The organism is Comamonas thiooxydans, assembly GCF_000964545.1.
GTDB classification, from domain to species: Bacteria; Pseudomonadota; Gammaproteobacteria; order Burkholderiales; family Burkholderiaceae_C; genus Comamonas; species Comamonas thiooxydans.
In genome coordinates, this window is sequence record NZ_BBVD01000002.1 from 193,969 (window position 1) to 216,089 (window position 22,121).

At 63.2% G+C, this 22,121-nt stretch carries 19 protein-coding genes; 8 read left to right on the plus strand and 11 right to left on the minus strand.

The window, feature by feature from the left end:
• The first annotated feature begins 186 nt into the window (after window positions 1-186).
• From glmM to Cth01_RS02455, 7 genes are all read left to right on the plus strand, one after another.
• Window positions 187-1,521 (plus strand): phosphoglucosamine mutase, encoded by a 1,335-nt coding sequence (gene glmM / locus Cth01_RS02425; protein ID WP_034357702.1) that lies wholly within the window; start codon window positions 187-189, stop codon window positions 1,519-1,521.
• A 162-nt stretch (window positions 1,522-1,683) separates the two neighbouring features.
• Window positions 1,684-2,865, plus strand: a complete 1,182-nt coding sequence (gene wecB, locus Cth01_RS02430; protein WP_045838444.1) for a non-hydrolyzing UDP-N-acetylglucosamine 2-epimerase — start codon at window positions 1,684-1,686, stop codon at window positions 2,863-2,865.
• Window positions 2,852-5,071: a cyclic di-3',5'-guanylate-activated glycosyltransferase NfrB gene (gene nfrB, locus Cth01_RS02435; protein WP_034357488.1), complete on the plus strand. Its 2,220-nt coding sequence runs from the start codon at window positions 2,852-2,854 to the stop codon at window positions 5,069-5,071. The genes wecB and nfrB overlap by 14 nt, the downstream gene beginning before the upstream one ends.
• A gap of 10 nt (window positions 5,072-5,081) precedes the next feature.
• A complete protein-coding gene (locus Cth01_RS02440; protein WP_045838445.1) occupies window positions 5,082-7,832 on the plus strand; it encodes an NfrA family protein in 2,751 nt (916 codons plus the stop codon).
• Between the two features lie 102 nt (window positions 7,833-7,934).
• Entirely contained in the window at window positions 7,935-8,258 is a 324-nt protein-coding gene (locus Cth01_RS02445; protein ID WP_034357484.1) for a hypothetical protein, read from the plus strand.
• Between the two features lie 32 nt (window positions 8,259-8,290).
• On the plus strand, window positions 8,291-9,925 hold the full coding sequence (locus tag Cth01_RS02450; protein ID WP_034357481.1) for a DUF2334 domain-containing protein: 1,635 nt from the start codon (window positions 8,291-8,293) through the stop codon (window positions 9,923-9,925).
• 47 nt (window positions 9,926-9,972) lie between these two features.
• Window positions 9,973-10,842 carry an alpha-amylase family protein gene (locus Cth01_RS02455; protein WP_233425098.1) on the plus strand — a complete coding sequence of 290 codons (870 nt, stop codon included), beginning with the start codon at window positions 9,973-9,975 and terminating at the stop codon, window positions 10,840-10,842.
• Between the two features lie 134 nt (window positions 10,843-10,976).
• Here the strand turns inward: Cth01_RS02455 and Cth01_RS02460 are convergent, their stop codons facing one another.
• The 7 genes from Cth01_RS02460 to Cth01_RS24220 form a co-directional block, all read right to left on the minus strand.
• The gene (locus Cth01_RS02460) at window positions 10,977-11,843 is read right to left on the minus strand and encodes a D-hexose-6-phosphate mutarotase (protein WP_045838447.1); all 867 of its coding nucleotides are present in this window, start codon (window positions 11,841-11,843) and stop codon (window positions 10,977-10,979) included.
• Window positions 11,836-12,579 (minus strand): 1-(5-phosphoribosyl)-5-[(5-phosphoribosylamino)methylideneamino]imidazole-4-carboxamide isomerase, encoded by a 744-nt coding sequence (gene hisA / locus Cth01_RS02465; RefSeq protein WP_003058631.1) that lies wholly within the window; start codon window positions 12,577-12,579, stop codon window positions 11,836-11,838. Before hisA ends, Cth01_RS02460 begins: the two co-directional genes overlap by 8 nt.
• Window positions 12,580-12,793: 214 nt before the next feature.
• Window positions 12,794-13,462 (minus strand): imidazole glycerol phosphate synthase subunit HisH, encoded by a 669-nt coding sequence (hisH, locus tag Cth01_RS02470; RefSeq protein ID WP_045838448.1) that lies wholly within the window; start codon window positions 13,460-13,462, stop codon window positions 12,794-12,796.
• An 81-nt stretch (window positions 13,463-13,543) separates the two neighbouring features.
• Window positions 13,544-14,167 carry an imidazoleglycerol-phosphate dehydratase HisB gene (gene hisB / locus Cth01_RS02475; protein ID WP_003058637.1) on the minus strand — a complete coding sequence of 208 codons (624 nt, stop codon included), beginning with the start codon at window positions 14,165-14,167 and terminating at the stop codon, window positions 13,544-13,546.
• Window positions 14,164-15,282 carry a histidinol-phosphate transaminase gene (gene hisC / locus Cth01_RS02480; RefSeq protein ID WP_039049597.1) on the minus strand — a complete coding sequence of 373 codons (1,119 nt, stop codon included), beginning with the start codon at window positions 15,280-15,282 and terminating at the stop codon, window positions 14,164-14,166. The genes hisB and hisC overlap by 4 nt, the downstream gene beginning before the upstream one ends.
• Before the next feature lie 69 nt (window positions 15,283-15,351).
• Entirely contained in the window at window positions 15,352-15,792 is a 441-nt protein-coding gene (locus Cth01_RS24215; RefSeq protein WP_039049596.1) for a PIN domain-containing protein, read from the minus strand.
• Entirely contained in the window at window positions 15,789-16,061 is a 273-nt protein-coding gene (locus tag Cth01_RS24220; RefSeq protein ID WP_012837072.1) for a hypothetical protein, read from the minus strand. Before Cth01_RS24220 ends, Cth01_RS24215 begins: the two co-directional genes overlap by 4 nt.
• Before the next feature lie 156 nt (window positions 16,062-16,217).
• Between Cth01_RS24220 and Cth01_RS02490 the strand changes: the two genes are divergently transcribed.
• A complete protein-coding gene (locus Cth01_RS02490) occupies window positions 16,218-17,783 on the plus strand; it encodes a serine hydrolase (protein ID WP_045838449.1) in 1,566 nt (521 codons plus the stop codon).
• A 36-nt stretch (window positions 17,784-17,819) separates the two neighbouring features.
• Here Cth01_RS02490 and Cth01_RS02495 read toward each other — a convergent pair whose 3' ends face one another.
• The 4 genes from Cth01_RS02495 to murA form a co-directional block, all read right to left on the minus strand.
• A complete protein-coding gene (locus Cth01_RS02495; protein WP_045838450.1) occupies window positions 17,820-18,752 on the minus strand; it encodes a hypothetical protein in 933 nt (310 codons plus the stop codon).
• A 97-nt stretch (window positions 18,753-18,849) separates the two neighbouring features.
• Window positions 18,850-20,166 carry a histidinol dehydrogenase gene (gene hisD / locus Cth01_RS02500; protein WP_045838451.1) on the minus strand — a complete coding sequence of 439 codons (1,317 nt, stop codon included), beginning with the start codon at window positions 20,164-20,166 and terminating at the stop codon, window positions 18,850-18,852.
• Window positions 20,167-20,187: 21 nt separating this feature from the next.
• A complete protein-coding gene (gene hisG, locus Cth01_RS02505) occupies window positions 20,188-20,850 on the minus strand; it encodes an ATP phosphoribosyltransferase (protein WP_045838452.1) in 663 nt (220 codons plus the stop codon).
• Window positions 20,847-22,118: a UDP-N-acetylglucosamine 1-carboxyvinyltransferase gene (gene murA, locus Cth01_RS02510; protein ID WP_034357460.1), complete on the minus strand. Its 1,272-nt coding sequence runs from the start codon at window positions 22,116-22,118 to the stop codon at window positions 20,847-20,849. The genes hisG and murA overlap by 4 nt, the downstream gene beginning before the upstream one ends.
• Between the last annotated feature and the right edge of the window lie 3 nt (window positions 22,119-22,121).

The window sequence follows — 22,121 nt, forward strand, 5'->3', positions numbered from 1 at the left end:
TGACGTAAAAAGATGTTTCTTTTTACGCTGCCTTCTTGTTCGGATTGTTTTTGCTAGTGAAACTATGAAAAAAATAAATCAATAGTTTTTAATATTTCGACAGTGTTGAACCCATAAATAGTTGACCGAACCCGGAAACCCATCCCATTCGATGAATGTATTCAGGCACAGGTGATCATCATGGATATGAGACGCCAATATTTCGGTACCGACGGAATCCGTGGGCGGGCTGGGTATTTCCCCATCACGCCGGACTTCGCTCTGCATCTCGCCCATGTCGTCGGACGAATGCTTCATCGCAACGAAGAGCGCCCGACGGTGCTGATTGGCAAGGACACGCGTATCTCGGGTCACATGCTCGAAAGCGCCTTGGTGTCGGGCTTCAATTCGTCTGGCGTGGACGTGGTGCTGCTTGGGACGCTGCCAACACCGGGAGTGGCCTATCTCACGCGGGCCTTGCGTGCCAGTCTGGGAGTGGTCATCAGCGCCAGCCACAACACCTTCGAGGACAACGGCATCAAATTCTTCAGCGCCAAAGGCACCAAACTGCCCTATGTCTGGGAGGTAGCAGTCGAGCAAATGCTGCTGGATGAGCCGCATTGGGTCCCGGCAATCGCACTCGGAAAAACCCAGCTCCTGGATGACGCCGCCGGTCGCTATATAGAGTTTTGCAAGAGCACTTGCGACCATGCGTTCACCTTGCGAGGACTGAAGATCGTGGTCGATGCCGGCCATGGTGCGGCCTATCAGATAGCGCCCATGGTCTTGCATGAACTCGGTGCCGAAGTGGTGGCCATAGGCTGCGCTCCCGATGGCATGAACATCAACCAGGGGGCCGGAGCCGCACACCCTGAGCTCCTGGCCACGACCGTTTCCGGTTGCGGTGCGGATTTCGGCATCGCCCTGGATGGCGATGCGGATCGCCTGCTGGTCGTCGATGCCGCCGGGCGGCTCTATAACGGGGACGAGTTGCTGTACCTGATCGTCGCCGACCGCCTGGAGCATGACGAGAGCATTGCGGGCGCCGTCGGCACGCTGATGACGAATATGGCGGTGGAGCGGGCATTCGGGGTGCTGGATGTGGACTTCATGCGCACCAAGGTCGGCGACCGCTACGTGCTTGAGGAGCTCAGCCGCAGGGGCTGGACCTTCGGCGGCGAGGGGTCAGGCCATCTGCTGATACTGGACCGGCACAGCACGGGCGACGGTCTGGTGAACGCGCTGCAGATATTGCAGGCCTGCGTGCGCACCGGCCGCACGCTGTCGCAATGGCTGCTGCCGGTGCAGCTCTACCCTCAGGCATTGCTCAATGTGCACTGGTCGCCAGACCGGGATTGGCGCAGCAATACCTTGCTGGCACGAGTGCAGGCGCAGGTCGAGGCCGAACTGGGCTCTACCGGGCGTGTGCTGGTGCGTCACAGCGGCACGGAGCCGCTGCTGCATGTGATGGTGGAAGCGCAGGATGGCGATCAGGCCAGCCGCTGTGCCGAGAGGCTGGTCACGGCTGCCAGAGACGGTTAGCCCGCCGATGCAGCTGCGCCGCTCATGCAGCAAATAGAGCCGGCACCAATTGTGGCCAGCACGAGGAGCTGGCTGACATACCCCAAGCAGAGCGTGAAAGATGATTTTGAGCAGGTACGAATGAAGAACGTCTGATACCAATTGACTCAAAGGGAGAACGCAATGAATCAGGACTCCGAGGCTCTTCACGCCAAGCCAGACATCGTGCAGTTGCTCATCGTGTCCGGGACCAGGCCCGAAATCATCAAGCTGGCCCCTGTCTATCACGCACTGAAACAGACGCACTGGGCCCGCCCCATCTGGCTGCACACCGGCCAGCATGGCGACATGGCCGCGCAAATGCTGGACTGCTTTCATATCCAGCCCGATCATGTGCTGCAAAGGCAAGGAAGCTCTCTGCTGGAATTCGCCACAGGCTGCAGGGTTCAGCTGGAGTCCGTGCTGACGGATACGAGCTGTGAGGCAGTGATCGTGCAGGGCGACACAGAAAGCGCGTTTCAGGGTGCATTGGCCGGCTTCTATCTCAAGGTGCCCGTCGTCCATGTCGAAGCCGGCCTGCGCACCTACAACCTGCACCGACCTTTTCCGGAGGAAGGCCTGCGGCAAATGATAGGGCGCATCGCCAGCCTGCATCTGGCCCCCACCCCGAGGGCCCAGCAGGCGCTGGAGCGCGAAAACGTGGCCAAGGAAAAGATCGAGCTCACCGGCAACACCGTCGTCGATGCCCAGCTCTGGGCCAGCCAGCATCACCACATCCACCGCCGCATGCAGGGCCGAGGCCATATTCTGGTGACCATGCACAGGCGAGAGAACTGGGGCCCCGATGTAGACCATGTGTGCGAAGCCATTGCCGATATCGCGCGCGAGTTTCCCCAGATGCCGGTGCTGTTCCCGGTCCACCTCAATCCGGTGGTCAAGGAGCCGGTATACCGTCTGCTGGGCGGACTTCCCAATGTCAAGCTGACAGAGCCGCTGGATTACCTGGCCATGCAGCAGGCCCTGGCCGATGCCTGGCTGGTGCTGACCGATTCCGGCGGACTGCAGGAGGAGGCACCGACCTTCAAGGTACCTGTGCTGGTCTTGCGCGACGAGACCGAGCGTCCCGAGGTGCTGGAAGCCGGCTGCGCCGCTTTGGTTGGAGCCGACAGAAGCAGGATCGTTCAGTCCGTGCGCCACCTGATGCATGACGATGCTGCCTACCGGAGCATGCAGGCCAGCAGCAACCCGTTTGGTGACGGGACTGCAGCACAACGCACCGAGAAAAGACTGCACCAGATGCTGAGGCCTGATCACGCAGGCCTGGCACAGAAAGCCGCAGAAAGGACGCGCCATGTCCTGGCTTGACCTGTTCACCGGATATCTCTATGTCCTCAAGAGCATCGCCATCGTCATTGCGGTGGTGATCTTCATCAGCGGACTGGACGATCTGTTCATCGACCTCTTTTACTGGGGGCGGCGCACCTGGCGTGCACTGACCGTGTACTCGCGCCATGAGCAGATGAATCACAAGGCCTTGCTCGGCGTGGACGAGAAGCCGCTGGCCATCATGGTGCCCGCCTGGCAGGAGCATGGCGTGATCGGCAAGATGGCGCAGCTGGCGGCAACCACGCTGGACTATGAGAACTACCACATCTTCATCGGCACCTACCCCAACGACCCCCAGACCCACGCCGATGTGGAGCAGGTAAGAGCCCATTTCCCGAATGTGCACAGCGTGGTCTGCGCACGCCCCGGGCCGACCAGCAAGGCCGACTGCCTCAACAACGTGCTCGATGCCATCTTCCAGTTCGAGCAGCGCTCGGGCATCGAGTTTGCAGGCTTCATCCTGCATGACTCGGAAGACGTGCTGTCCAGGTTGGAGCTGAGACTGTTCAACTTTCTCGTGGATCGCAAGGATCTGATCCAGCTGCCGGTCTACCCCCTGGAGCGGCCGCTGCGCGAGTTCACCGGCGGGCATTATCTGGACGAGTTTGCCGAGCTGCATGCCAAGGACATCGTGGTGCGCGAGGCCCTGGTGGGCCAGGTGCCCAGCGCCGGAGTCGGCACCTGCTTCAGCCGCCGCGCCATCACGGCGCTGCTGGAGATGGGCGACGGCGTGGCCTTCGACACCCAGAGCCTGACCGAGGACTACGACATCGGTTTCCGGCTCAAGCAGCTGGGCATGCGCGAGATCTTCGTGCGCTTTCCCGTGCATGACGCGGACCAGCCTGCCGATCCCGACCAGCCACGCCGACACGGGCGCAGCGCGCGTGAAGCCAGCGTCATCTGCGTGCGAGAGTTCTTCCCCGATACGCTGAATGCGGCGGTGCGACAGAAGTCCCGCTGGATCACGGGCATCGTGATCCAGGGCTTCAAGACCCTGCGCTGGACCAATAGCGGCGTGCTGAACTATTTTCTCTGGCGCGACCGCAAGGGTGCTCTCACCAATTTCGCCAGCTTTCTGGCCATGCTGCTGGCGATGCAGCTGATTGCCATCTGGCTCTACCAGCACCTGGTACCGGACAGCTACCGGTTTCTCTCCATCTTCCAGGGCGACTGGTGGCTGTATGCACTGCTGGCTGCGAACTTCGTGCTGATGCTCAACCGCATTGCCCAGCGCATGTTCTTCGTCACCAGCTACTACGGCATCGTCCAGGGATTGATGTCGCTTCCGCGCCTGCTATGGGGCAATTTAGTGAACTTTCTGGCCAACTGGCGGGCCATCGCCCAGGCGCTGCAGGCCAAGGATATCCGGCGCATGGCCTGGGCCAAGACCGACCATGACTTTCCCATGCTGGGAGAGGGACCCCGACTGCGCCAGCCCCTGGGACAGATACTGATCGCACAAGGTGCCCTGACAGAGAGCCAGCTGCAGGAAGCGCTGCTGCGCCCCACTCCCGGCTTGCGCCTGGGCAGTGCGCTGGTGCACAAGGACCTGATCAGCACCGCACAGCTGGCAGCTGCAGTTGCCCAGCAGGCTGGTGTTTCATGGGAATTTCTGGGAGAGCGTCTGATCCCCGACGAGATCGCGGCGCTGCTGCCTGCACATCTGGCACTGCATTACAGCGTGGTGCCGCTGCGCGAGGAGGGAGAAACACTGATCCTGGCCAGCGAGTCGGTCATAGACCCGGTCTCGCACGCAGCCCTGGAGCGCAAGCTGGAGAGGCCCGTGCGCTACCTCATTGCCCCCAAGGGAGAGGTCACGGTCGAGCTGCGGCGTCTGTATGCAAGACAACATGGGGAGCCGGCTCGCGAACTGCTGGCCTGGGCCGTGGAGCGCAAACGCGTATCCGCCGAACAGGCGAAAGAGCTGTGGAAATTCTATGTATCGCGGCAGCTGATGCTGGGCGAAGTGCTTCAAGCCCTGGGCCGCATCGACACAGCCGTGCTGAATGCCTTGCTGCTCAGACATGAGCAAAGCGATGACAGCCTGGGCCTGTTCCTGGTGAACCAGGGGGCGTTGACGCAGGCTACGCTGGATGAAGCACTGCGACTGCAGCAACAGCTGCAGGTCACCATGGCGCAACTTTTGCGCCGCCTTGATGCCGCCCCGATCGTGTCCGTTGCTTAGGTGCCAATATATGAAGCTTTCTCGTCCTATTCTGGTTCTTTCCCTGGCATGCGCCACTCCATACGATGGTCTGGCGCAGACGGTGGATCTAGGTCCGGATATCACTCCCAGACAGCGCTTTCAGATCTATCCCCGGATCGACAAGGCGTATGAGGCCATGGCGCGCGGCGATGGCCAGCGCGCCATCTCCGAGCTGCAGCAGGCTCAGCGTCTGGCACCGGACAACACCGAGATCGCCTTGCAGTTGGCCGCAGCCCATCGCCGCTTTGGCCAACCAGCACAGGCCGAAGCTGTACTGAAGGCCCAGCTTCAGCGCCACCCTGGCGATGCGCGTCTGGCCCAGGCTCTGCGCGATATGCATCAGGGAGCCGTTCCGGCCAGACAGCCCGAGTCTCAAGCCCTGCCCGCTCCTGCGGCCAAGGCTCCACCGAAGACGCCAGGCACAGCCACGCCTTCAGCAGCGCCAGCACCGGAGCCGGCAAAGGCTGCCTCCTCGACAGCGGACACCACGCCACGCCCGCGCAAGAGCCCGGCAGCACAGGCCATGCCTGCTGGTTACGCCAAGGCCAGCCAGGCCTATGCCGCCACCGAGCGGCGTGACTTCGCCACGGCCTTGCCTCTGGCAAGGCAGGCCGTAGCTGCGGCCCCAGGGCGTCTGGACTATCAGCGCCTGCTGGTCTACCTGCTCGTAGAGAACGGGCGCTTCGACGAGGCCGAAGCCCGGGCAACAAGGCTGGACAAGGTCAAGCAACTGCAGTCGGACTCCGATTGGCAGATGCTGCGCACATCCATACGTCAGCGCCGCGCACTGCGTCCCTTCGAGCAGGCCTTGCAGGCACGCGAGCAAGGCGACATGGTCAAGGCCCTCAGGTATGCCGAGACCAGCGTCCGAATAGCGCCGGATGCGCTGGCTCCCCGCCTTCAGTGGCTGGGCTTGCTGCTTCAGGATGGGCAGGCAGCCCAGGCGCAGCGCGTGGCAGAGCAAGGGCTGGCACTGCAGAACGATCCAGCACTGCAGGTGCTGCTGGGTGTGGCCCTGCATGCACAGGGTCGCGGCAATGCTTCTGTACAGGCTTTCGACGCTGCACTGGCGGCCCCCCATCTGGCGCGCTCGGAACGGCAGAATTACGGCGTCATTGCCGTTGATGCGGCACTGGCCGCCGGTCAGACCGATCGGGCGCAGCGACTTGTGCAGGCGCTGGAGACGGACAGCAATGCCGACGTCAGCAGCCGCCGAGAGCAGCTCAAGGCCCTGCGCTCCCCAACCACGTCACGCAGCTACGAGCTGCCACTGCCCCTGGTCAACTGCTTCAGCGCCGGCGATGTGCCCGGCTGCGAAATCTGGCCTGGGCAGGAGGCGCCAGACCCGGCATACAAAGTCGCACATGAAGCCTATCAAGCCTACAGCGATGGGCAATATGCTTTGGCGGCAGAAAAGGCAGGGGCTGCCGTGCAGCTCAACCCCGGACATCTACCCTACCGTCAGCTTCGCCTGCAGGCATTGCTGGCTGCAGGCCAGAAGGCGCAGGCGCTTGAAGAGGTCGATCAAACACTGCAGCTACAGCCCGATGCAGTCGAAGTGCTGGCCTTGCGCAGTCGCCTGCGCCACGAGCAGGGCATGACCGAGGCCGCCAACGCCGACGCACGGACGGCATTGCAAATGGGCGGCCTGTCCCTGTCCAGCGAGGTGGACCTGCTGCTTCAGCTGGGGCTGCGAGACGAGGCTGCTGCACGCTTTGCACAGGCCGTCTCGGAGCCTGAGCTGCAGCAAAGCGCCGACCCCAATCTGGCCTATCTGGCCGTCCGCGTGGGGGACGATCGCAGTGCCTTGTCCATCTTCAACCGCGCACGTGACCAGAGCCGCCTGCCGGACACGGCGCTGCGCGATGGCGCCTACGCAGCCAGCAGGCTGGCCGAGAACGAGCAGTCCATCGACTACTTCAAGCAGGCCATTGCCGCAGCACATGAAGGCAGGCTCGCCATGACGCCGCAGCAGCAATATGAGACGCGGCGTGAAGTTGCCGACCGGGACCGCTCCTGGGGCATCAACACCTTGCTGGGCTATCGGGGCATTGCCCTGGGCGCGGCAGGCGCCCAGCCCGGACTCTATGGCGACGTGGCCCAGCTCGTCAGCGAGGTGTACTGGCGCCCGCAGAAGTTCGGCGACGGCCGCTTCTGGGAGCTGTACGGCGGCGCTGCACAAACGGTCTACAGCCGCCACGATGTGCCCACGGGCGGAGAAACCACCCAGGGTGCCGTCGGTGTCCGTGCCAAGCCGCTGAGCGATCACAACCTCATACTCGCGGCCGAACGGCGCGTGCGCATCGGCTCGCTGTCCAGCAACGACTGGTTGCTGCGCATGGGATATTCGGGCGGCATGGGCACCGACCTGCGCGTGGATGTGCCCAGCTGGAACACGTTCAATATGTACGCCGAAGTAGGTCGCTTCATTCATCGCAAGCAGAACTACGCGACGTTCGAAGCCCAAGCAGGGCGCAGTTTCCGAATGGGGGGGAGCGACTCAAGACTGGTGCTGTTTCCGCATGCAGTCCTGGGTGCTGATTACAACTCTGAACGCACAGCCTCGGGCAAGCAAAGCTCGGTTGGCGCTGGCGTTGGTGTGAGCATGCGTTTCTGGTTCCGCGAGGACCGTGACCATGCACCTCGCTCCTACCTCGACCTCTCCCTGCAGTATCGCGCCCGGCTTGCCGGGGACGAACGAGGGAAAGGCGTGTTTCTACGTGCCGCCTTGGTATTTTGAGATGGCACGCCTCTAAGACCCGAACCCATCGCCATTTCTAGAGTTTGTGGAGATGGAGTTCTTCGACATTTTTTCTTTCTGCCCTCCAGAAAGGAGGCTCTCATGCACTCCCATGATCAAAGGCAGGCCACGCGCGCGCTGCTCGCGCTGGCGCTGCTGACCTGGGCCAACTGGTCCCTGGCCTCGAACGTCATGCCGCCGCCCTTGCCGCCTGGTGCCTCCCAGATCCGCATGGATATCGGCGCAGCCCCTGAAGAGCGCAAGCGCAACGAACGTGCGCATCACCACAAAGGGCATTTCAAGAAGGATTTCACACGGGATGACACGCTGGATGAACTGCCGAGCAAACCCGGCAACCCATCCCCCGGCAATCCCCCGAAGGACAAGCCCAATCCGGGTGGCCCATTCCGTGGCCAGCAGCAATAGACCTCACCGTGTACTGATCTCAGGAGAGTCTCATGAAAACCCTAGGACGCATTCTTGGGGCATGGCTGCTAGCCATGCTCTTTGCGAGCCCTGGCGCCTTTGCGCAAACAGGTCCGCGCACACTGATCCTTTATGACGCGCCGCCCAATACGGCCTACACCAAGCTCGGCATGGGCTATGCCATCATGCTGCGCAATCTGCTCGGACATTTCGACAGCAAGGTCGATATGCTCCCGGTGCAGAACTACACGGCAGGCAAACTCAGCGGCTACGACGCCACGTTCTATCTGGGCTCGTATTACGACAACCCGGTGCCCGCCGCCTTCATGGCCGATGCCGCCAGCTCGAGCAAGACCATAGTCTGGTTCAAGTACAACATCTGGCAGTTTGCCTGGGATGCGGCCTACGGCTTCCAGTCCCGCTATGGCTTCAACCTGACGGCGCTTCGCGGACTCAATGCCGCACCAACCTCAAGCAACACCACACCGGGGTTCTTCGACACCATCACCTACAAAAACCTGCCCTTTGTCAAATACTACGCATACGACAGCAGCACCGGAGCCGTGAATGCGGATCCCGATGTGGGGCTGACGGCCATCACCGATACCACCAAGGCCCAGAACCTGGTTTCCATGTCCAATCCCAAGACCGGCGAGCAGGCGCCCTATGTGGTGAGGTCGGGCAACTTCTGGTATGTGGCGGATCTGCCGTTCAGCTATATCGGACCACGCGATCGCTATCTCGTGCTGGCAGACATGCTGCATGACATGCTGGGGGTGAACCATGCCGAAAGCCACAAGGCCATGGTCCGTCTTGAAGACGTGAGCGCATTGGTCAGTGTGGCGGCGATGAAATCGCTGACGGATTACCTCTACCAGCAACGGATACCGTTTTCGATTGCGACCATTCCGTACTACCGCGACCCTCTTGGCGTCTATAACTCGGGAGTGCCTATGCAGGTGCCAATGTCACTGGCGACCAACCTGAAGAGAGCTCTCAACTATGCACTGGTGCGCGGCGGCGAAATCGTGATGCATGGCTACACGCACCAGTACAGCAATATGCGCAACCGCTATACGGCCGTGAGTGGCGATGACTACGAGTTCTGGGACATTGTCAACAACAAGCCCGTACCCGAAGACTCGACCACCTGGGCGTTGGGACGCTATCGAGCAGGTCTGCTGGAGTTGTCTCTCAATGGATATCGCGCTACAGCCTGGGAAACCCCGCACTACCAGGGCTCGGCGCTGGCATCCAAGGCCACTACACAGGTCTTTGCCAAGACTTATCAGCGCGTGGTGTACTACACCGCAGACAAGCCCAATTTCACTGCATCGGTGGAGAAGGATTTTGCCGTGGGCCAGATCTTCCCCTACCCCATACAGACCGACTACTACGGCCAGAAAGTGCTGCCGGAAAGCCTGGGAAACATCGAATACGACATCTCCCAGATCGATCCGACCTCCTTTTACAACTACACATGGCAGGACATTCTCACCAATGCCCAGTATGTGAAGACGGTGCGTGACGGCTATGCCTCGTTCTTCTTCCACCCGTTCTGGCTGGAGCCGCAGGTTGGAACCCCTGGTCTGGCGGACTTCAAGAGCCTTGTCAGCGGCATCTCCAATCTGGGCTTCACCTGGACGGTTCCGAGTCAGCTGCCATGAAAGAAAAGCGCTTTCTCCGAAAGGAGAAAGCGGCTCGATCCATAGATATGACGATGGAACAATGCACCAGACGCGAGGCGCTGGGCCTGGCCTGGGCGCTGAGTTGCAGCCTGCCTGATGCACAGGCCAAGCCCGGCCTGCGTCTGCCAGGCATGGTCTGGCAGCCCAGTGCCGACACTCTGCGGCCCCATGGAGCATGGCAGCGTCTGGGCATCCGCCGCCTGCTGGTGCAATGGACGGCCGTGGACAATCTGAGCCTGGTGCCGGGCACTTATCTGCCCTCCATGAGCCGCAACCTCCCGGACTGGGAGCGCATCGCGGCCGAGCCCTGGGCGCAGGAGCTGATTCTCGGCTTGGCCGGCATGCATGACGAGGCCAAGGCCCGCGCCAGTCTCGCGGATCTGGCAATGCAGTCCTATGCCTTGAAAGCCGCTATCACGGCGCTGCCACTGCGGGTTGCCGGCTGGTACTTCCCGGTCGAAGTCGATCCAACCTGGGCTGCGCCCAGCCTTCTCACCGAGGTTCTCAACAAGCTGCCTCGTCCGCTGTGGATCAGCGCCTATGACAATGCCAATATGGGCCCCCAGGCGCTGGTTGACTGGATCATGCGCTGGATACCCGAAGATGTGGGCGTGTTTTTCCAGGATGGAGTCGGCGTCCACGCGCGCACTCCCAGCGTGGCACGCGAATACCTGCAAATGCTGACCGCCCATCTGGGCCAGGCGCGTGTTCGCGTGATTGCCGAGGCCTTCCGGCCTGCGCAGGGCGGCGGCTTTCGCAGCGCCATGGCAGAAGAATTCCTGCCGCAGTTGGCGGCCTACCAAGGCTGGACGGTCTTTGCATTCGACGGCCCGCATTATCTGAACCCGCCTCTGGTCGATGCATTGGCGAATGCCCTGAGCACCAAATCCCGATAAGTCGCCATCCGCCTTGCCTCTGCAGCTGCGGCCCATGGAGCCGGCAACAGGGCTGAGCAGGCTGACGGCCAACAGGTCTTCGCACGAGGACAGACCCAGGCTCGGGGTGGCATCCCCCAGCCTCGTTCAAAGCCTCAAAAGCATTCGAAGGTTTGCGCCGCCTTCCAGCGCTGGTCGGGTCCAAGAACCACAGGAGCATCAATGGCCGCAGCCTCCACACACAGCATTTGCTGCCAGCTGTCGGCCTCCATGTCCTTGAGCGTGGCGCACAGAGCAGGGCCGGGATTCCAGACCACGGTTTCGCTCCAGGACGCATCCTGGGCAAGCTGCAGCCAGGGCCGGCCCGAGCTTTGCAGCTGCAGGGCTGCAGCCGCACGTGGATAGACGCGATCGGTCTCCGCACCGAAGCTGACGCAGCCCTCCTGCGTGACACGGGTGTCCGGCTGAGCCGCAGCAGCGTCCCAATAGCTCAAACCTTCGAGACCATGCAAGCTGGTCTGCTCGACCTGCGCAACGCGAAGATAACCGTGCAAGGCCGCTGTAAAAGACAGCTCCTGCCGGCCGCGGTTATGCACGGCCAGTTCCACACGCAACGCGCCGGGCCTGAGCTCAATCGTGAGCACTGCCTCAAAGGCGTGCAGCCAGACGGCGCGCGATGCTTCGCTGTCCGTCAGGCGCAAGGAGATTTGCACACCATCCTCGCCCAATGGCCGCGCAGCATCGGCCTGCCAGTGACTGAGGCGCGCAAAGCCATGCTTGACCAAGGGACCACGCTGGTTGAACTGGGGAAAGCAGACCGGAATGCCGCCACGAATGGCGCTCTTGCCGTCATGGGATGCGCGGGGACTGAGGAACAGGCGCTCCTGCCCCAGGCCGACCCAGGACAGCACCTGGGCACCCTGCAGGCAGATCAGCGCCGAATCCCCTTGACCCAGCTTCAAAGCAATGGCAGGAAGCCCTTTCCAGTCAACGGCCTGGGCCTGAAACGTCAAATCACTCACCCGTGAGCTCGTCCGCACGCTCCTGGCCTGCGGCGAAGTCCAGATCGCCGGTATAGATGGCCCGGCCGCAGATCACGCCCTCCACGCCCTCGTCCTGCACCTTGCACAGCGCTTCGATGTCGGCCATGCCGGCCAGACCGCCCGAGGCGATGACCGGAATCTTCAGCGACTGGGCCAGCTTGACGGTGGCGTCGATGTTGATGCCGCTGAGCATGCCGTCACGACCGATGTCGGTGTAGATGATGGATTCCACACCCCAGTCCTCGAAGCGCTTGGCGGTCTCGATCACATCCTGGCCGGTGAGCTTGCTCCAGCCGTCGATCGCCACCTTGCCGTCCTTAGCGTCCAGGCCCACGATGATGTGGCCGGGAAAGGCGCTGCAGGCGTCCTGCAGGAAACCGGGGTTCTTCACGGCAGCGGTGCCGATGATCAGGTACTCGATGCCCAGATCGATGTAGCGCTCGATGGTATCCAGATCACGGATGCCGCCGCCCAGCTGCACGGGAATCTCGCCATCGACTTCCTTGAGGATGCTCTTGATGGCCGACAGGTTCTTGGGCTGGCCCGCAAAGGCGCCGTTCAGGTCCACCAGATGCAGGCGACGGGCGCCCGCATCCAGCCATTTGGCGGCCATGGCTGCGGGGTCTTCACCGAAAGTGGTGGACTGGTCCATATCACCCTGAATCAGGCGAACGCAGTGGCCGTCCTTGAGGTCGATAGCGGGGATGAGCAACATGATGGTGATCTGCTAGCAAGTTTGGCCGTCAGAAATGGCCGGTTGAAAAATCGGGTTGACAGTGAACAAGCCCTGCGATGCAGCGCGCACTGGATTGGGATGGGCTGCGAGGCGCAAACCACAGCCGGGCTGATCGCCCGGCGAGGATTTGCAACGCTGCAGACCGCCCAAGCCAGGGATGCGATGCGCGCAAAGACTGGTTCAATGTTGACCCTTAGGGCTTCCAGCCCAGGAAGTTGCGGAACAGCGCCAGTCCCTGATCCGAGCTTTTCTCGGGGTGGAACTGGGTTGCGAAAATATTATCGCGTGCGACGGCACATGCAAAGAGGCCGCCATAGTCGGTCTCGGCCGCGCAATGCGCGCTTTGTTGCACCTGCGCATAAAAGCTGTGCACAAAGTAGTAGAAGCTGCCGTCTGGAATGCCGGCCCATAGCGCATGGTGCTTGCCGCCCTGCTGCGTCTGCTGCACCTGGTTCCAGCCCATCTGCGGCACCTTGAAACGGCTGCCGTCGGCCTGCGTCCTTCCTTCGAGATCGAACTTGCGCACATTGCCGGGAATCAGTCCCAGGCCCGGCACATCGCCTTCGTCGCTGTGGTCGAGCAGCATCTGCATGCCCACGCAGACGCCGAACAGCGGCTTGTTGACGGCAGCATCGAGCACGGCCTGCTGCAGGCCCGATTCGCGCAGCTCGCGCATGCAGTCGGGCATGGCCCCCTGACCGGGCAGGACCACGCGGTTGGCAGCATGGACCACATCGGGATCGGCCGTGACGACCACGTCCCAGCCGGTATCGGCTGCGGCCGTACGCACCGCCTGCGAGACCGAACGCAGATTGCCCATGCCGTAATCGACCACGGCCACGGTGTTGTTCTTCAAACTCATAGCAGCTACCGCTTATGGAGATTGGTTTTTAAAGACAAACAGCTTTGAAGTGCAGTTTAAACAGGCGCAAGACGCTCCTGATTACAGAGCACCCTTGGTCGAGGGAATCACGCCGGCCATGCGCTCATCATGCTCCAGTGCAAAGCGCATGGCACGCGCAAAGGCCTTGAAGATGGTTTCGCACTGGTGGTGGGCGTTGAAGCCTTTGAGGTTGTCAATGTGCAGGGTCACGCCGGCGTGGTTGACAAAGCCCTGGAAGAATTCGAAGACCAGTTGCGTGTCGAGCTGGCCGATGCTGCCGGCCGTGAACTTCACATCCATGTGCAGACCGGGACGGCCCGAGAAGTCGATGACGACGCGGCTCAGGGCTTCGTCCAGCGGCACATAGGCATGACCGTAGCGGCGAATGCCTTTCTTGTCGCCGATGGCCTTGGCGAAGGCCTGGCCCAGGGTGATGCCGATGTCTTCGACCGTGTGGTGGCCATCGATGTGCAGATCGCCCGCGCATTCGATGTCCATGTCGATCAGACCGTGGCGCGCGATCTGGTCCAGCATGTGGTCGAGAAAGCCGATACCGGAGTTCAGGCTGGCCTTGCCCGTGCCGTCGAGGTTGACGCGCACGGCGACGCGGGTCTCGGCCGTGTTGCGCTGCACTTCGGCAATGCGCGGCAGGTTCTGGGCGATGGAGGGGACGATATTGCTCATAGGCTTTCTTTCAGTGCCGCCAGCATCTGGGCGTTTTCTTCGCGGGTACCCACGGTCAGGCGCAGGCAGTTGTGCAGCAAGGGGTGCATGGCCGATACGTTCTTGACCAGCACGCCGCGCTGCTTCATCTCGATCTGGGCCTTGCCGGCATCGCGCACGCGCAGCAGCACCATATTGGCTTCGGAGGGCCAGACTTTTTGCACGCCGTCCAGCAGGGCCAGGGCATCGATCAGCGGCTGGCGTTCGGCGCGGATGGCAGCGGCCTGCTCGGCATACAGGGACTCGTGCTGCAACGCAAAAATCGCCGTCTCGCAGTTGAGCACGCTGATGTTGTAGGGCGGGCGCACCTTGTCGATCTCGTTGACGATGGCCGAAGGGCCGATCAGATAGCCCAGGCGCGCACCGGCCAGACCGAACTTGGACAGAGTGCGCATCAACAGCACATGGGCGTTGCGCGCGGGGTCGGCCTTCATGCGGGTGATCCAGCTGCGGCTGGCGAAGGGCTGGTAGGCCTCGTCCATCACGACCAGACCGCCAACCTCGGCCACGGCGTCGATCACGGCCTGAACCTTGTCCTCGGCCCACAGCGTGGCGGTGGGATTGTTGGGATAGGCGATATAGGTGATGGCAGGCTGGTGCTCGGCAATGGCGGCCTGCATGGCCGGCACGTCCAGGTCGAAGTCGCTCGTCAGATTCACGCCCACGAAATCCAGGCCCTGCAACTTGGCAGACAGCGGATACATCACAAAGCCCGGCATGGGCGCCAGCATCTTGGCGCGGGCATTGTTGCAAGGCTGGGCCGTGGCCAGCGCCAGCAGGGTGATGATCTCGTCCGAGCCATTGCCCAGCAGCACCGATGTGCCGGCCGGAGCACCGGCGTAGTCGGCCAGCATCTGCTTGAGCACTTCCTGGCGCTCGCCGGGGTAGCGGTTGATTTCCAGACCGCCCAGATGCTCGCCCAACTTTTTCTGCAGCTCGGGCGGCAGACGGTAGGGGTTCTCCATCGTGTCCATCTTGAGCAGGCCTTGCGCGGGCTGCACATGGTAGCCCTGCATGGCGCGTACATCGGCGCGAATGCGTTGCAGGGCTTTGGTCTGGATGTCTTGAGCAGTCATGGGTTCACTCCTTCACACAAGGCTTGCGTTGGCCAATGCAGTCGATACCGATCGCTGCGATTCTGGCGCTCAAGCCTCAAGATTCTGCGTGGCGGCTTGCTCCAGCGGGTGCACCACGGTTACGCCGCCAAACTCTGCCCCATGGGGCAGATGCAGGCTCAGCATCTGGTTGCAGCCGCTGTGCTGGGCGCAGGCCACGGCCAGGCAGTCGCCAAAGTCCAGCGCATGGCGGGCCTGCACGGCCCAGGCCGTCTCCAGCGTGGCGGCGTCGGTCTTCCAGGGCGTCCAGGTCTGGTAGCGGCGGATGGCGGCGCGGGCATCGCCCTGAGGCAGGGGCAAGGCTGCGGTGGTGGCCTGATCATAGAACTCCACCAGCGCCTGGTTGCTGGTGCGGCCGCTACGGCTGCGCCACAGCAGATCCAGCCATTCCAGCGTGGCCACATACAGCGCACCGCCAGCCGCATCTTCCGCGGCGATCAGCACCGAGGTATCGACAAATACGGGGTTCACCTGGCCACCTCGGTTTCAGCATTGCTGTGCGCTGCAGCACGCTTGCTGCTGGCACTGCGCGCCAGGGATTTTGCCGACTGGCCGGCAGCTTGCCAGGTGCGCTCATCCGTGCGCCAGGCCAGATAGGCACGCTCGTAGGCATCCTCGCGCTGCATCAGCTCGGCCATGAAGTCACCCAGCATGCGCGAGACGCTGCTGCCGCGCCTGGCCGCTTCAATGCGCGCCCAGTCAAGCACGCTGTCTTCGACGGTGATGGTGACGTTCTTCATGCCTCGCATGGTACACGAATTTCGTGCAACACGAAATTCGTGTGAAATTTCAAATTGCCAGAATGGCCTGCAGGAATCCATACTGCGGAGCAAAAAGCAGTTCGCCAGAAACTTGCCCCTCTGCAAGCGCAGACCCACCAACCGGGAGGAGAAATCATGAGCCAGCCATCCAAGACTGCATGGACCAGACGCCAGATGCTCGATCGCACCGTCCGCGCCGGAGCCGGCCTGGGCATCGCGGCCGGCTCCGGGCTGGCTTTGGCGGGCTGCGGCGGAGACGATGGGCCGGCAAAAGGTCTGAGCGCCGCGGAGGCAGCCCGGCGACTGCCCGAGCTGGCCGCGACGCTGCGCCGTGTCAGCGGTGTTCCGGGTATGGCCTGGGCCGTGGTCCAGGGCGCGCAAACGCTTGCCGCCCAAGGCCTGGGGCTTTGCGAGACCGGCGGCAGTGCGGCCGTGAATGCCGACACCGTGTTCCAGCTGGCCTCGGTCTCCAAATCCCTGGCCGCCACCGTGGTGGCGCGCCAGGTCGGCCAGGGACGGGTCTCCTGGGATAGCCGCATGCAGGACTTGCTGCCCTGGTTTGCACTGCGCAATCCGGGCAGCAGCGCGGTGCTGACCGTGGGCGATCTGTTTGCCCATCGCAGCGGCCTGCCCGACCATGCGGGCGACAAGCTCGAGGAGCTTGGCAACGGCCAGCAGGTGGTGCTGGAGCGGCTGCGCCTGCTGCCCGTCAAGCCGCTGCGCAGCGAATACGCCTACACCAATGCCGGGTTGACCGCCGCCGCCGTGGGCGTCGCAGGCGCTGCCAATACCGACTGGGCGAGCCTGTCGCGCCAGAGCCTGTATGCGCCTCTGGGCATGACGCGAACCACATCGGTCTATGCCGAATTCATGCAGCAGGCCAACCGTGCCAGCCCCCATGTACGCGCCGATGACGGCAGCTGGCAGCGCGGCACGCCGCGCAATGCCGACCCCCAGTCCCCGGCCGGCGGCGCCAGCTCCAGCGTCAACGACATGGCGCGCTGGCTGTCTCTGCTGCTGGCGCAGGGACGCTGGCAGGGACAGCAGCTGGTCGCCCCTGCAGCCCTGCAAGCCGCCTGGCAGGCCCAGGCGCCGGGAGGGCACTACGGCTTCGGCTTCAATGTCGCAGCGACCGATGGCGGGCTGAAGTTCCTCAGCCATTCGGGCGCCTTCATGCTGGGTGCGGCCACCTGCTTCATGCTCATCCCCTCGCTGGACGCCGCCGTCATCGTGCTCACCAACGGCATTCCCATAGGCGTTCCCGAAACCCTGTGCCGCCAGTTCGTGGACCTGATGGAAACCGGCCGCCTCACGCAGGACTGGTGGTCGCTGTACAGCGAAAAGATCGCTCCGCTGATGGCGCCCACGGGCTCCCTGCGGGGCCAGCAGCCCCCGTCTGCGCCCCAGCCTCCGGGCGCGCTGCAGCGCTATGCGGGAAGCTATGACAACGCCTACCATGGCCCGGTGCAGGTCAGCCTCGTCGACAACCGGCTGCAGCTGAGCATAGGCCCGCAAGCCCAGACCTATGTGCTGCGGCACTGGAGCGGCAGCCAGTTCTGCTTCGTTCCTGGCAACGAAAGCGCAGCTCCGCACAGCATTTCGCTGGCGGTCTTCGAGGCAAGTGACACAGCGCCGGCCCAAAGCCTCTGGCTGGAGTTCTATGACGACGACGGATTAGGCCAGTTCAGCAGGCGAATCTGACATGCGCTGCGGCTGCAGGCGGCAGCGCCACAGCCCTCAGCGCCGGTACTGCGGCGGCGGGGCATATCTGCCGTCGGCGGGAAAAGCCGCAGGCTCGGCCGCACCACGGGGCTCTGGCGCAGGCCGAGCGGCATCGCGCCCCTGCAGGCGGACTTCAAACAGGGCCGCTCCGATCACGCCCACGTTGCGCGCATCGCCCGCCGGGGTATTGCCGGCATAGGCGCGCTCCTTGCCGGAAAAACGAAAGGCCGCCACTTCACGCTGGCTCTTGCGAAAACCCTCGATGCGCAGGGTCTCGCCGGGGCGCAGCAGATAGCCGGCATTGCGCACGCTGCCGGCCTGGCCGGTGAGCACATCCAGGCCGTCCACCGTGACCACGACCTCATAGTGGCGCTGGCTGCGGTTGCTGTAGACCAGCTCGTAGCGCTCGCCATGACGGCCGGCCAGCTGATAGTCCCGAGCTCCGCGCATGGTGTAGATGAGCAGCGGCCGGCCCTGCCCGTCCTGCACCACCCACTCCACATCGCCGTCGGCTAGCTGCACGCTGAGCTGCTGATCAATGCTGCGCCCCAGGGCGCGGCGGATGCTGGCCTCATCGGAGTAGCGCAGCTGTGCCACGGTGCGCGGGCGTTCGGGATCCAGGCGCGCGGCTTCTACGGTCCGGGTGACCGACTCTCGCCCTTCCCCCCATTGCGTGCCCAGTGTGGACTCGACCCTGGGCGTGCGCGGCGCTGCTGATGCGCTCTCAGCGACCTGCAAGGCATCCTGCGCCGAAGGCGGTGCACCGCACGCGGCCAGCCCCGCGATCAGCAGCAGTCCGCCCAGCAGCCGCCAGCCGCGTTGCTGCCAGGAACTCATGACCTGATTCATCTTCACGCTCCCTTGTTGTGATTGGCTATTGAATGCTGCGCTGCCACGCAGCCCGCCGAGTGTCACAGCAAATCCGCGCATTCCCGCACCATGAAACATCTGGAGATGATTTGCCCCGAAACGGGGGCATGTGGACCTGCCCGAAAATGAAAAAAGCCGTGGACGGGCCACGGCTGATGGGCAAGCACCGGCGGATTTACTTCAGGCGCATTTCGGCAGCCCTGGCATGACCCTGCAGGCCTTCGCCATAGGCCAGCACGGCGGCGGTCTTGCCCAGGATCTGGGCACCGGACTCGCTGACTTCGATGATGGAGCTGCGCTTCTGGAAGTCGTACACCCCCAGCGGCGAGGAAAAGCGCGCCGTGCCGCTGGTGGGCAACACGTGATTCGGGCCGGCGCAGTAGTCGCCCAGGCTCTCGGAGGTGTAGGCGCCCAGGAAGATGGCGCCGGCGTGCCTGAGCAGAGGCTCCCAGCGGTGCGGGTCGCGGCTGGAGACTTCCAGGTGCTCGGGCGCGATGCGATTGCTGATCGCGCAAGCCTCTTCCATGTCCTTGGTCAGAATCAGTGCACCGCGATCGCTCAGGCTCTTGGCGATGATGGCCTTGCGCGGCATCTCGGGCAGCAGGCGGTCGATCGCGGCCTGGACGGCATCGATATAGGCCGCATCGGGACACAGCAGGATGGACTGTGCCAGCTCGTCATGCTCGGCCTGGCTGAACAGATCCATGGCCACCCAGTCGGGTGGTGTCGTGCCGTCGGCCAGCACCAGGATTTCAGAAGGACCGGCAATCATGTCGATGCCCACGATGCCGAACACGCGCTTCTTGGCGCTGGCCACATAGGCATTGCCTGGGCCGGTGATCTTGTCCACCTTGGGCACGGTGGCCGTGCCGTAGGCCAGGGCTGCCACGGCCTGGGCGCCACCGATGGTGAAGGCGCGGTGCACGCCAGCCACATAGGCAGCAGCCAGCACCAGCGGGTTCTTCTGACCCTGGGGCGTGGGCACGACCATGATGATGTCCTGCACACCGGCTACATGGGCGGGAATGGCGTTCATCAGCACGCTGGACGGATAGGCGGCCTTGCCGCCCGGCACGTAGATGCCCACGCGGTCCAGCGGCGTGACCTTTTGGCCCAGCAGCGTGCCGTCTTCGTCGCGGTAGCTCCAGCTCTCGCCATTGGCCTTTTTCTGCGCCTCGTGATAGCTGCGCACGCGGCGCGCCGCCGACTCCAGCGCTTCGCGCTCGGCTGCCGGCAAGCTCTCGAAGGCGGCTTTCAGCTCCTGCTTGGTCAGCTCCAGCGCAGCCATGGAATCGGCCTGCAGCCCGTCAAAGCGTGCCGTGTATTCAAGCACGGCGGCGTCGCCGCGCTGCTGTACATCGGCCAGGATGTCGGCCACCCGCTGCTCGATGGCTGCATCCGTGTCCGCCGACCAGTGCAGACGCTGCGCAAAATCATGCTCGAACTGGGCATCAGCGGTTGACAGACGGGCGGGGACAGCTACGAATTCCATAGTATTTACCAGTAGGGAAAATCAGTTGTTCTTGGCGGCAACGGCCTGCGCAAACGCATCGATGATGTGGCGCAGCGGAGCCTGCTTGAGCTTGAGCGAAGCCTGGTTGACGACCAGACGCGAGCTGATGTCCATGATGGGCTCGACCTCGACCAGATCGTTGGCCTTGAGCGTGTTGCCGGTGGACACCAGATCGACGATGGCATCGGCCATGCCGGTCAGCGGCGCCAGCTCCATGGAGCCGTAGAGCTTGACCATGTCCACGTGCACGCCCTTCTTGGCAAAGAAGTTGCGGGCAATCTCGGGGTACTTGGTGGCGATGCGCAGACGCGCGCCCTGCTTGACGGCCAGCTGATAGTCAAAGCCGTTGCGCACGGCCACGCTGACACGACACTTGGCAATCTGCAGGTCCAGCGGCTGGTACAGGCCCTGGCCGCCATGCTCGATCAGCGAGTCCAGGCCCGATACGCCCAGGTCTGCGCCGCCATATTGCACATAGACGGGCACGTCCGATGCACGCACCAGCACCACACGCACATCGGGACGGTTGGTGTCGAAAATCAGCTTGCGCGACTTTTCCACATCCTCGGTCACCACTATGCCGGCGGCGGCCAGCAGGGGCACGGTTTCTTCAAAAATGCGGCCCTTGGACAGGGCTATGGTCACAGGCGTTGCGGTGCTCATGCGGAAATTCTCTCGATATCGGCGCCCAGGGCGCGCAGCTTGTCTTCCATGCGGTCGTAGCCACGATCCAGGTGGTAGATGCGATCGACGATGGTCTCGCCCTCGGCCACCAGACCGGCAATCACCAGGCTGGCCGAAGCGCGCAGATCGGTCGCCATCACGGTGGCACCGGACAGGCGCTTGCCGCCTTCGATGGTCGCCACGCGGCCGTCGGTGGTGATGCGCGCGCCCAGGCGCACCATCTCGTTGACATGCATGAAGCGGTTCTCGAAGATGGTCTCGGTCACCATGCTAGTGCCTTCGGCCACCAGGTTCAGCGCCATGAACTGGGCCTGCATATCGGTGGGAAAGCCCGGATATTCGGTGGTGCGAAAGCCCTGGGCCTTGAGCTTGCCGGAGGACGCCACCTTCAGGCCGCCATCCACGCACTCCACGCTCACGCCCGCATCCTTGAGCTTGTCGATCACCGCGCCCAGATGGTCGGCACGCGCGTGGTGCAGCAAGGCTTCACCGCTGGTAGCCGCCACGGCGCAGAGGAAGGTGCCGGCCTCGATACGGTCGGCCACCACCTGATGCTCGCAGCCATGCAGCTTGTCCACGCCCTGAATCACGATGTGGCTGGTGCCGTGACCGGTGATCCTGGCCCCCATCTTGATCAGCATCTCGGCCAGGTCGGTGATTTCGGGTTCCATGGCGGCGTTTTCCAGCACCGTCTCGCCTTCGGCCAGCGCAGCGGCCATCAGGAAGTTCTCGGTGCCGGTCACGGTCACCATGTCGGTGGTGATGCGTGCGCCCTTCAGACGCTTCCAGCCTTCGGGCAGGCTGGCATGCATATAGCCGTTTTCCACGGTGATGATGGCACCCATGGCCTGCAGGCCCTTGATGTGCTGATCCACGGGGCGCGAGCCGATCGCGCAGCCGCCGGGCAGCGACACCTTGGCGTGGCCGAAGCGGGCCAGCAGCGGACCCAGGGCCAGCACCGAGGCGCGCATGGTCTTGACCAGCTCGTAAGGCGCTTCGGGCACCAGGCTGTCGGGTGCCACAAAGCTCATGCCGCCACGTTCGCCATGGGTTTCGGTCTGCACACCCATGTTGGCCAGCAGCTTGCGCATGGTGGCCACATCGTGCAGACGCGGCACATTGTGCAGATGCACGGGCTCGGCCGTGAGCAGTGCGGCACACATTTCAGGCAGAGCGGCGTTTTTGGCACCGGAAATGATTACTTCGCCCTTGAGGGGACGACCACCGTGGATCTTGAGTTTGTCCATGGC

Coding starts and splice junctions, on each gene's coding strand:
- glmM (WP_034357702.1), top strand. CDS start 187: ATGAGACGCCAATATTTCGGTACCGACGGAATCCGTGGGCGGGCTGGG.
- wecB (WP_045838444.1), top strand. CDS start 1,684: ATGAATCAGGACTCCGAGGCTCTTCACGCCAAGCCAGACATCGTGCAG.
- nfrB (WP_034357488.1), top strand. CDS start 2,852: ATGTCCTGGCTTGACCTGTTCACCGGATATCTCTATGTCCTCAAGAGC.
- Cth01_RS02440 (WP_045838445.1), top strand. CDS start 5,082: ATGAAGCTTTCTCGTCCTATTCTGGTTCTTTCCCTGGCATGCGCCACT.
- Cth01_RS02445 (WP_034357484.1), top strand. CDS start 7,935: ATGCACTCCCATGATCAAAGGCAGGCCACGCGCGCGCTGCTCGCGCTG.
- Cth01_RS02450 (WP_034357481.1), top strand. CDS start 8,291: ATGAAAACCCTAGGACGCATTCTTGGGGCATGGCTGCTAGCCATGCTC.
- Cth01_RS02455 (WP_233425098.1), top strand. CDS start 9,973: ATGACGATGGAACAATGCACCAGACGCGAGGCGCTGGGCCTGGCCTGG.
- hisA (WP_003058631.1), bottom strand. CDS start 12,579: ATGTTGCTCATCCCCGCTATCGACCTCAAGGACGGCCACTGCGTTCGC.
- hisH (WP_045838448.1), bottom strand. CDS start 13,462: ATGAGTTTGAAGAACAACACCGTGGCCGTGGTCGATTACGGCATGGGC.
- hisB (WP_003058637.1), bottom strand. CDS start 14,167: ATGAGCAATATCGTCCCCTCCATCGCCCAGAACCTGCCGCGCATTGCC.
- hisC (WP_039049597.1), bottom strand. CDS start 15,282: ATGACTGCTCAAGACATCCAGACCAAAGCCCTGCAACGCATTCGCGCC.
- Cth01_RS24220 (WP_012837072.1), bottom strand. CDS start 16,061: ATGAAGAACGTCACCATCACCGTCGAAGACAGCGTGCTTGACTGGGCG.
- Cth01_RS02490 (WP_045838449.1), top strand. CDS start 16,218: ATGAGCCAGCCATCCAAGACTGCATGGACCAGACGCCAGATGCTCGAT.
- Cth01_RS02495 (WP_045838450.1), bottom strand. CDS start 18,752: ATGTTTCATGGTGCGGGAATGCGCGGATTTGCTGTGACACTCGGCGGG.
- hisD (WP_045838451.1), bottom strand. CDS start 20,166: ATGGAATTCGTAGCTGTCCCCGCCCGTCTGTCAACCGCTGATGCCCAG.
- hisG (WP_045838452.1), bottom strand. CDS start 20,850: ATGAGCACCGCAACGCCTGTGACCATAGCCCTGTCCAAGGGCCGCATT.
- murA (WP_034357460.1), bottom strand. CDS start 22,118: ATGGACAAACTCAAGATCCACGGTGGTCGTCCCCTCAAGGGCGAAGTA.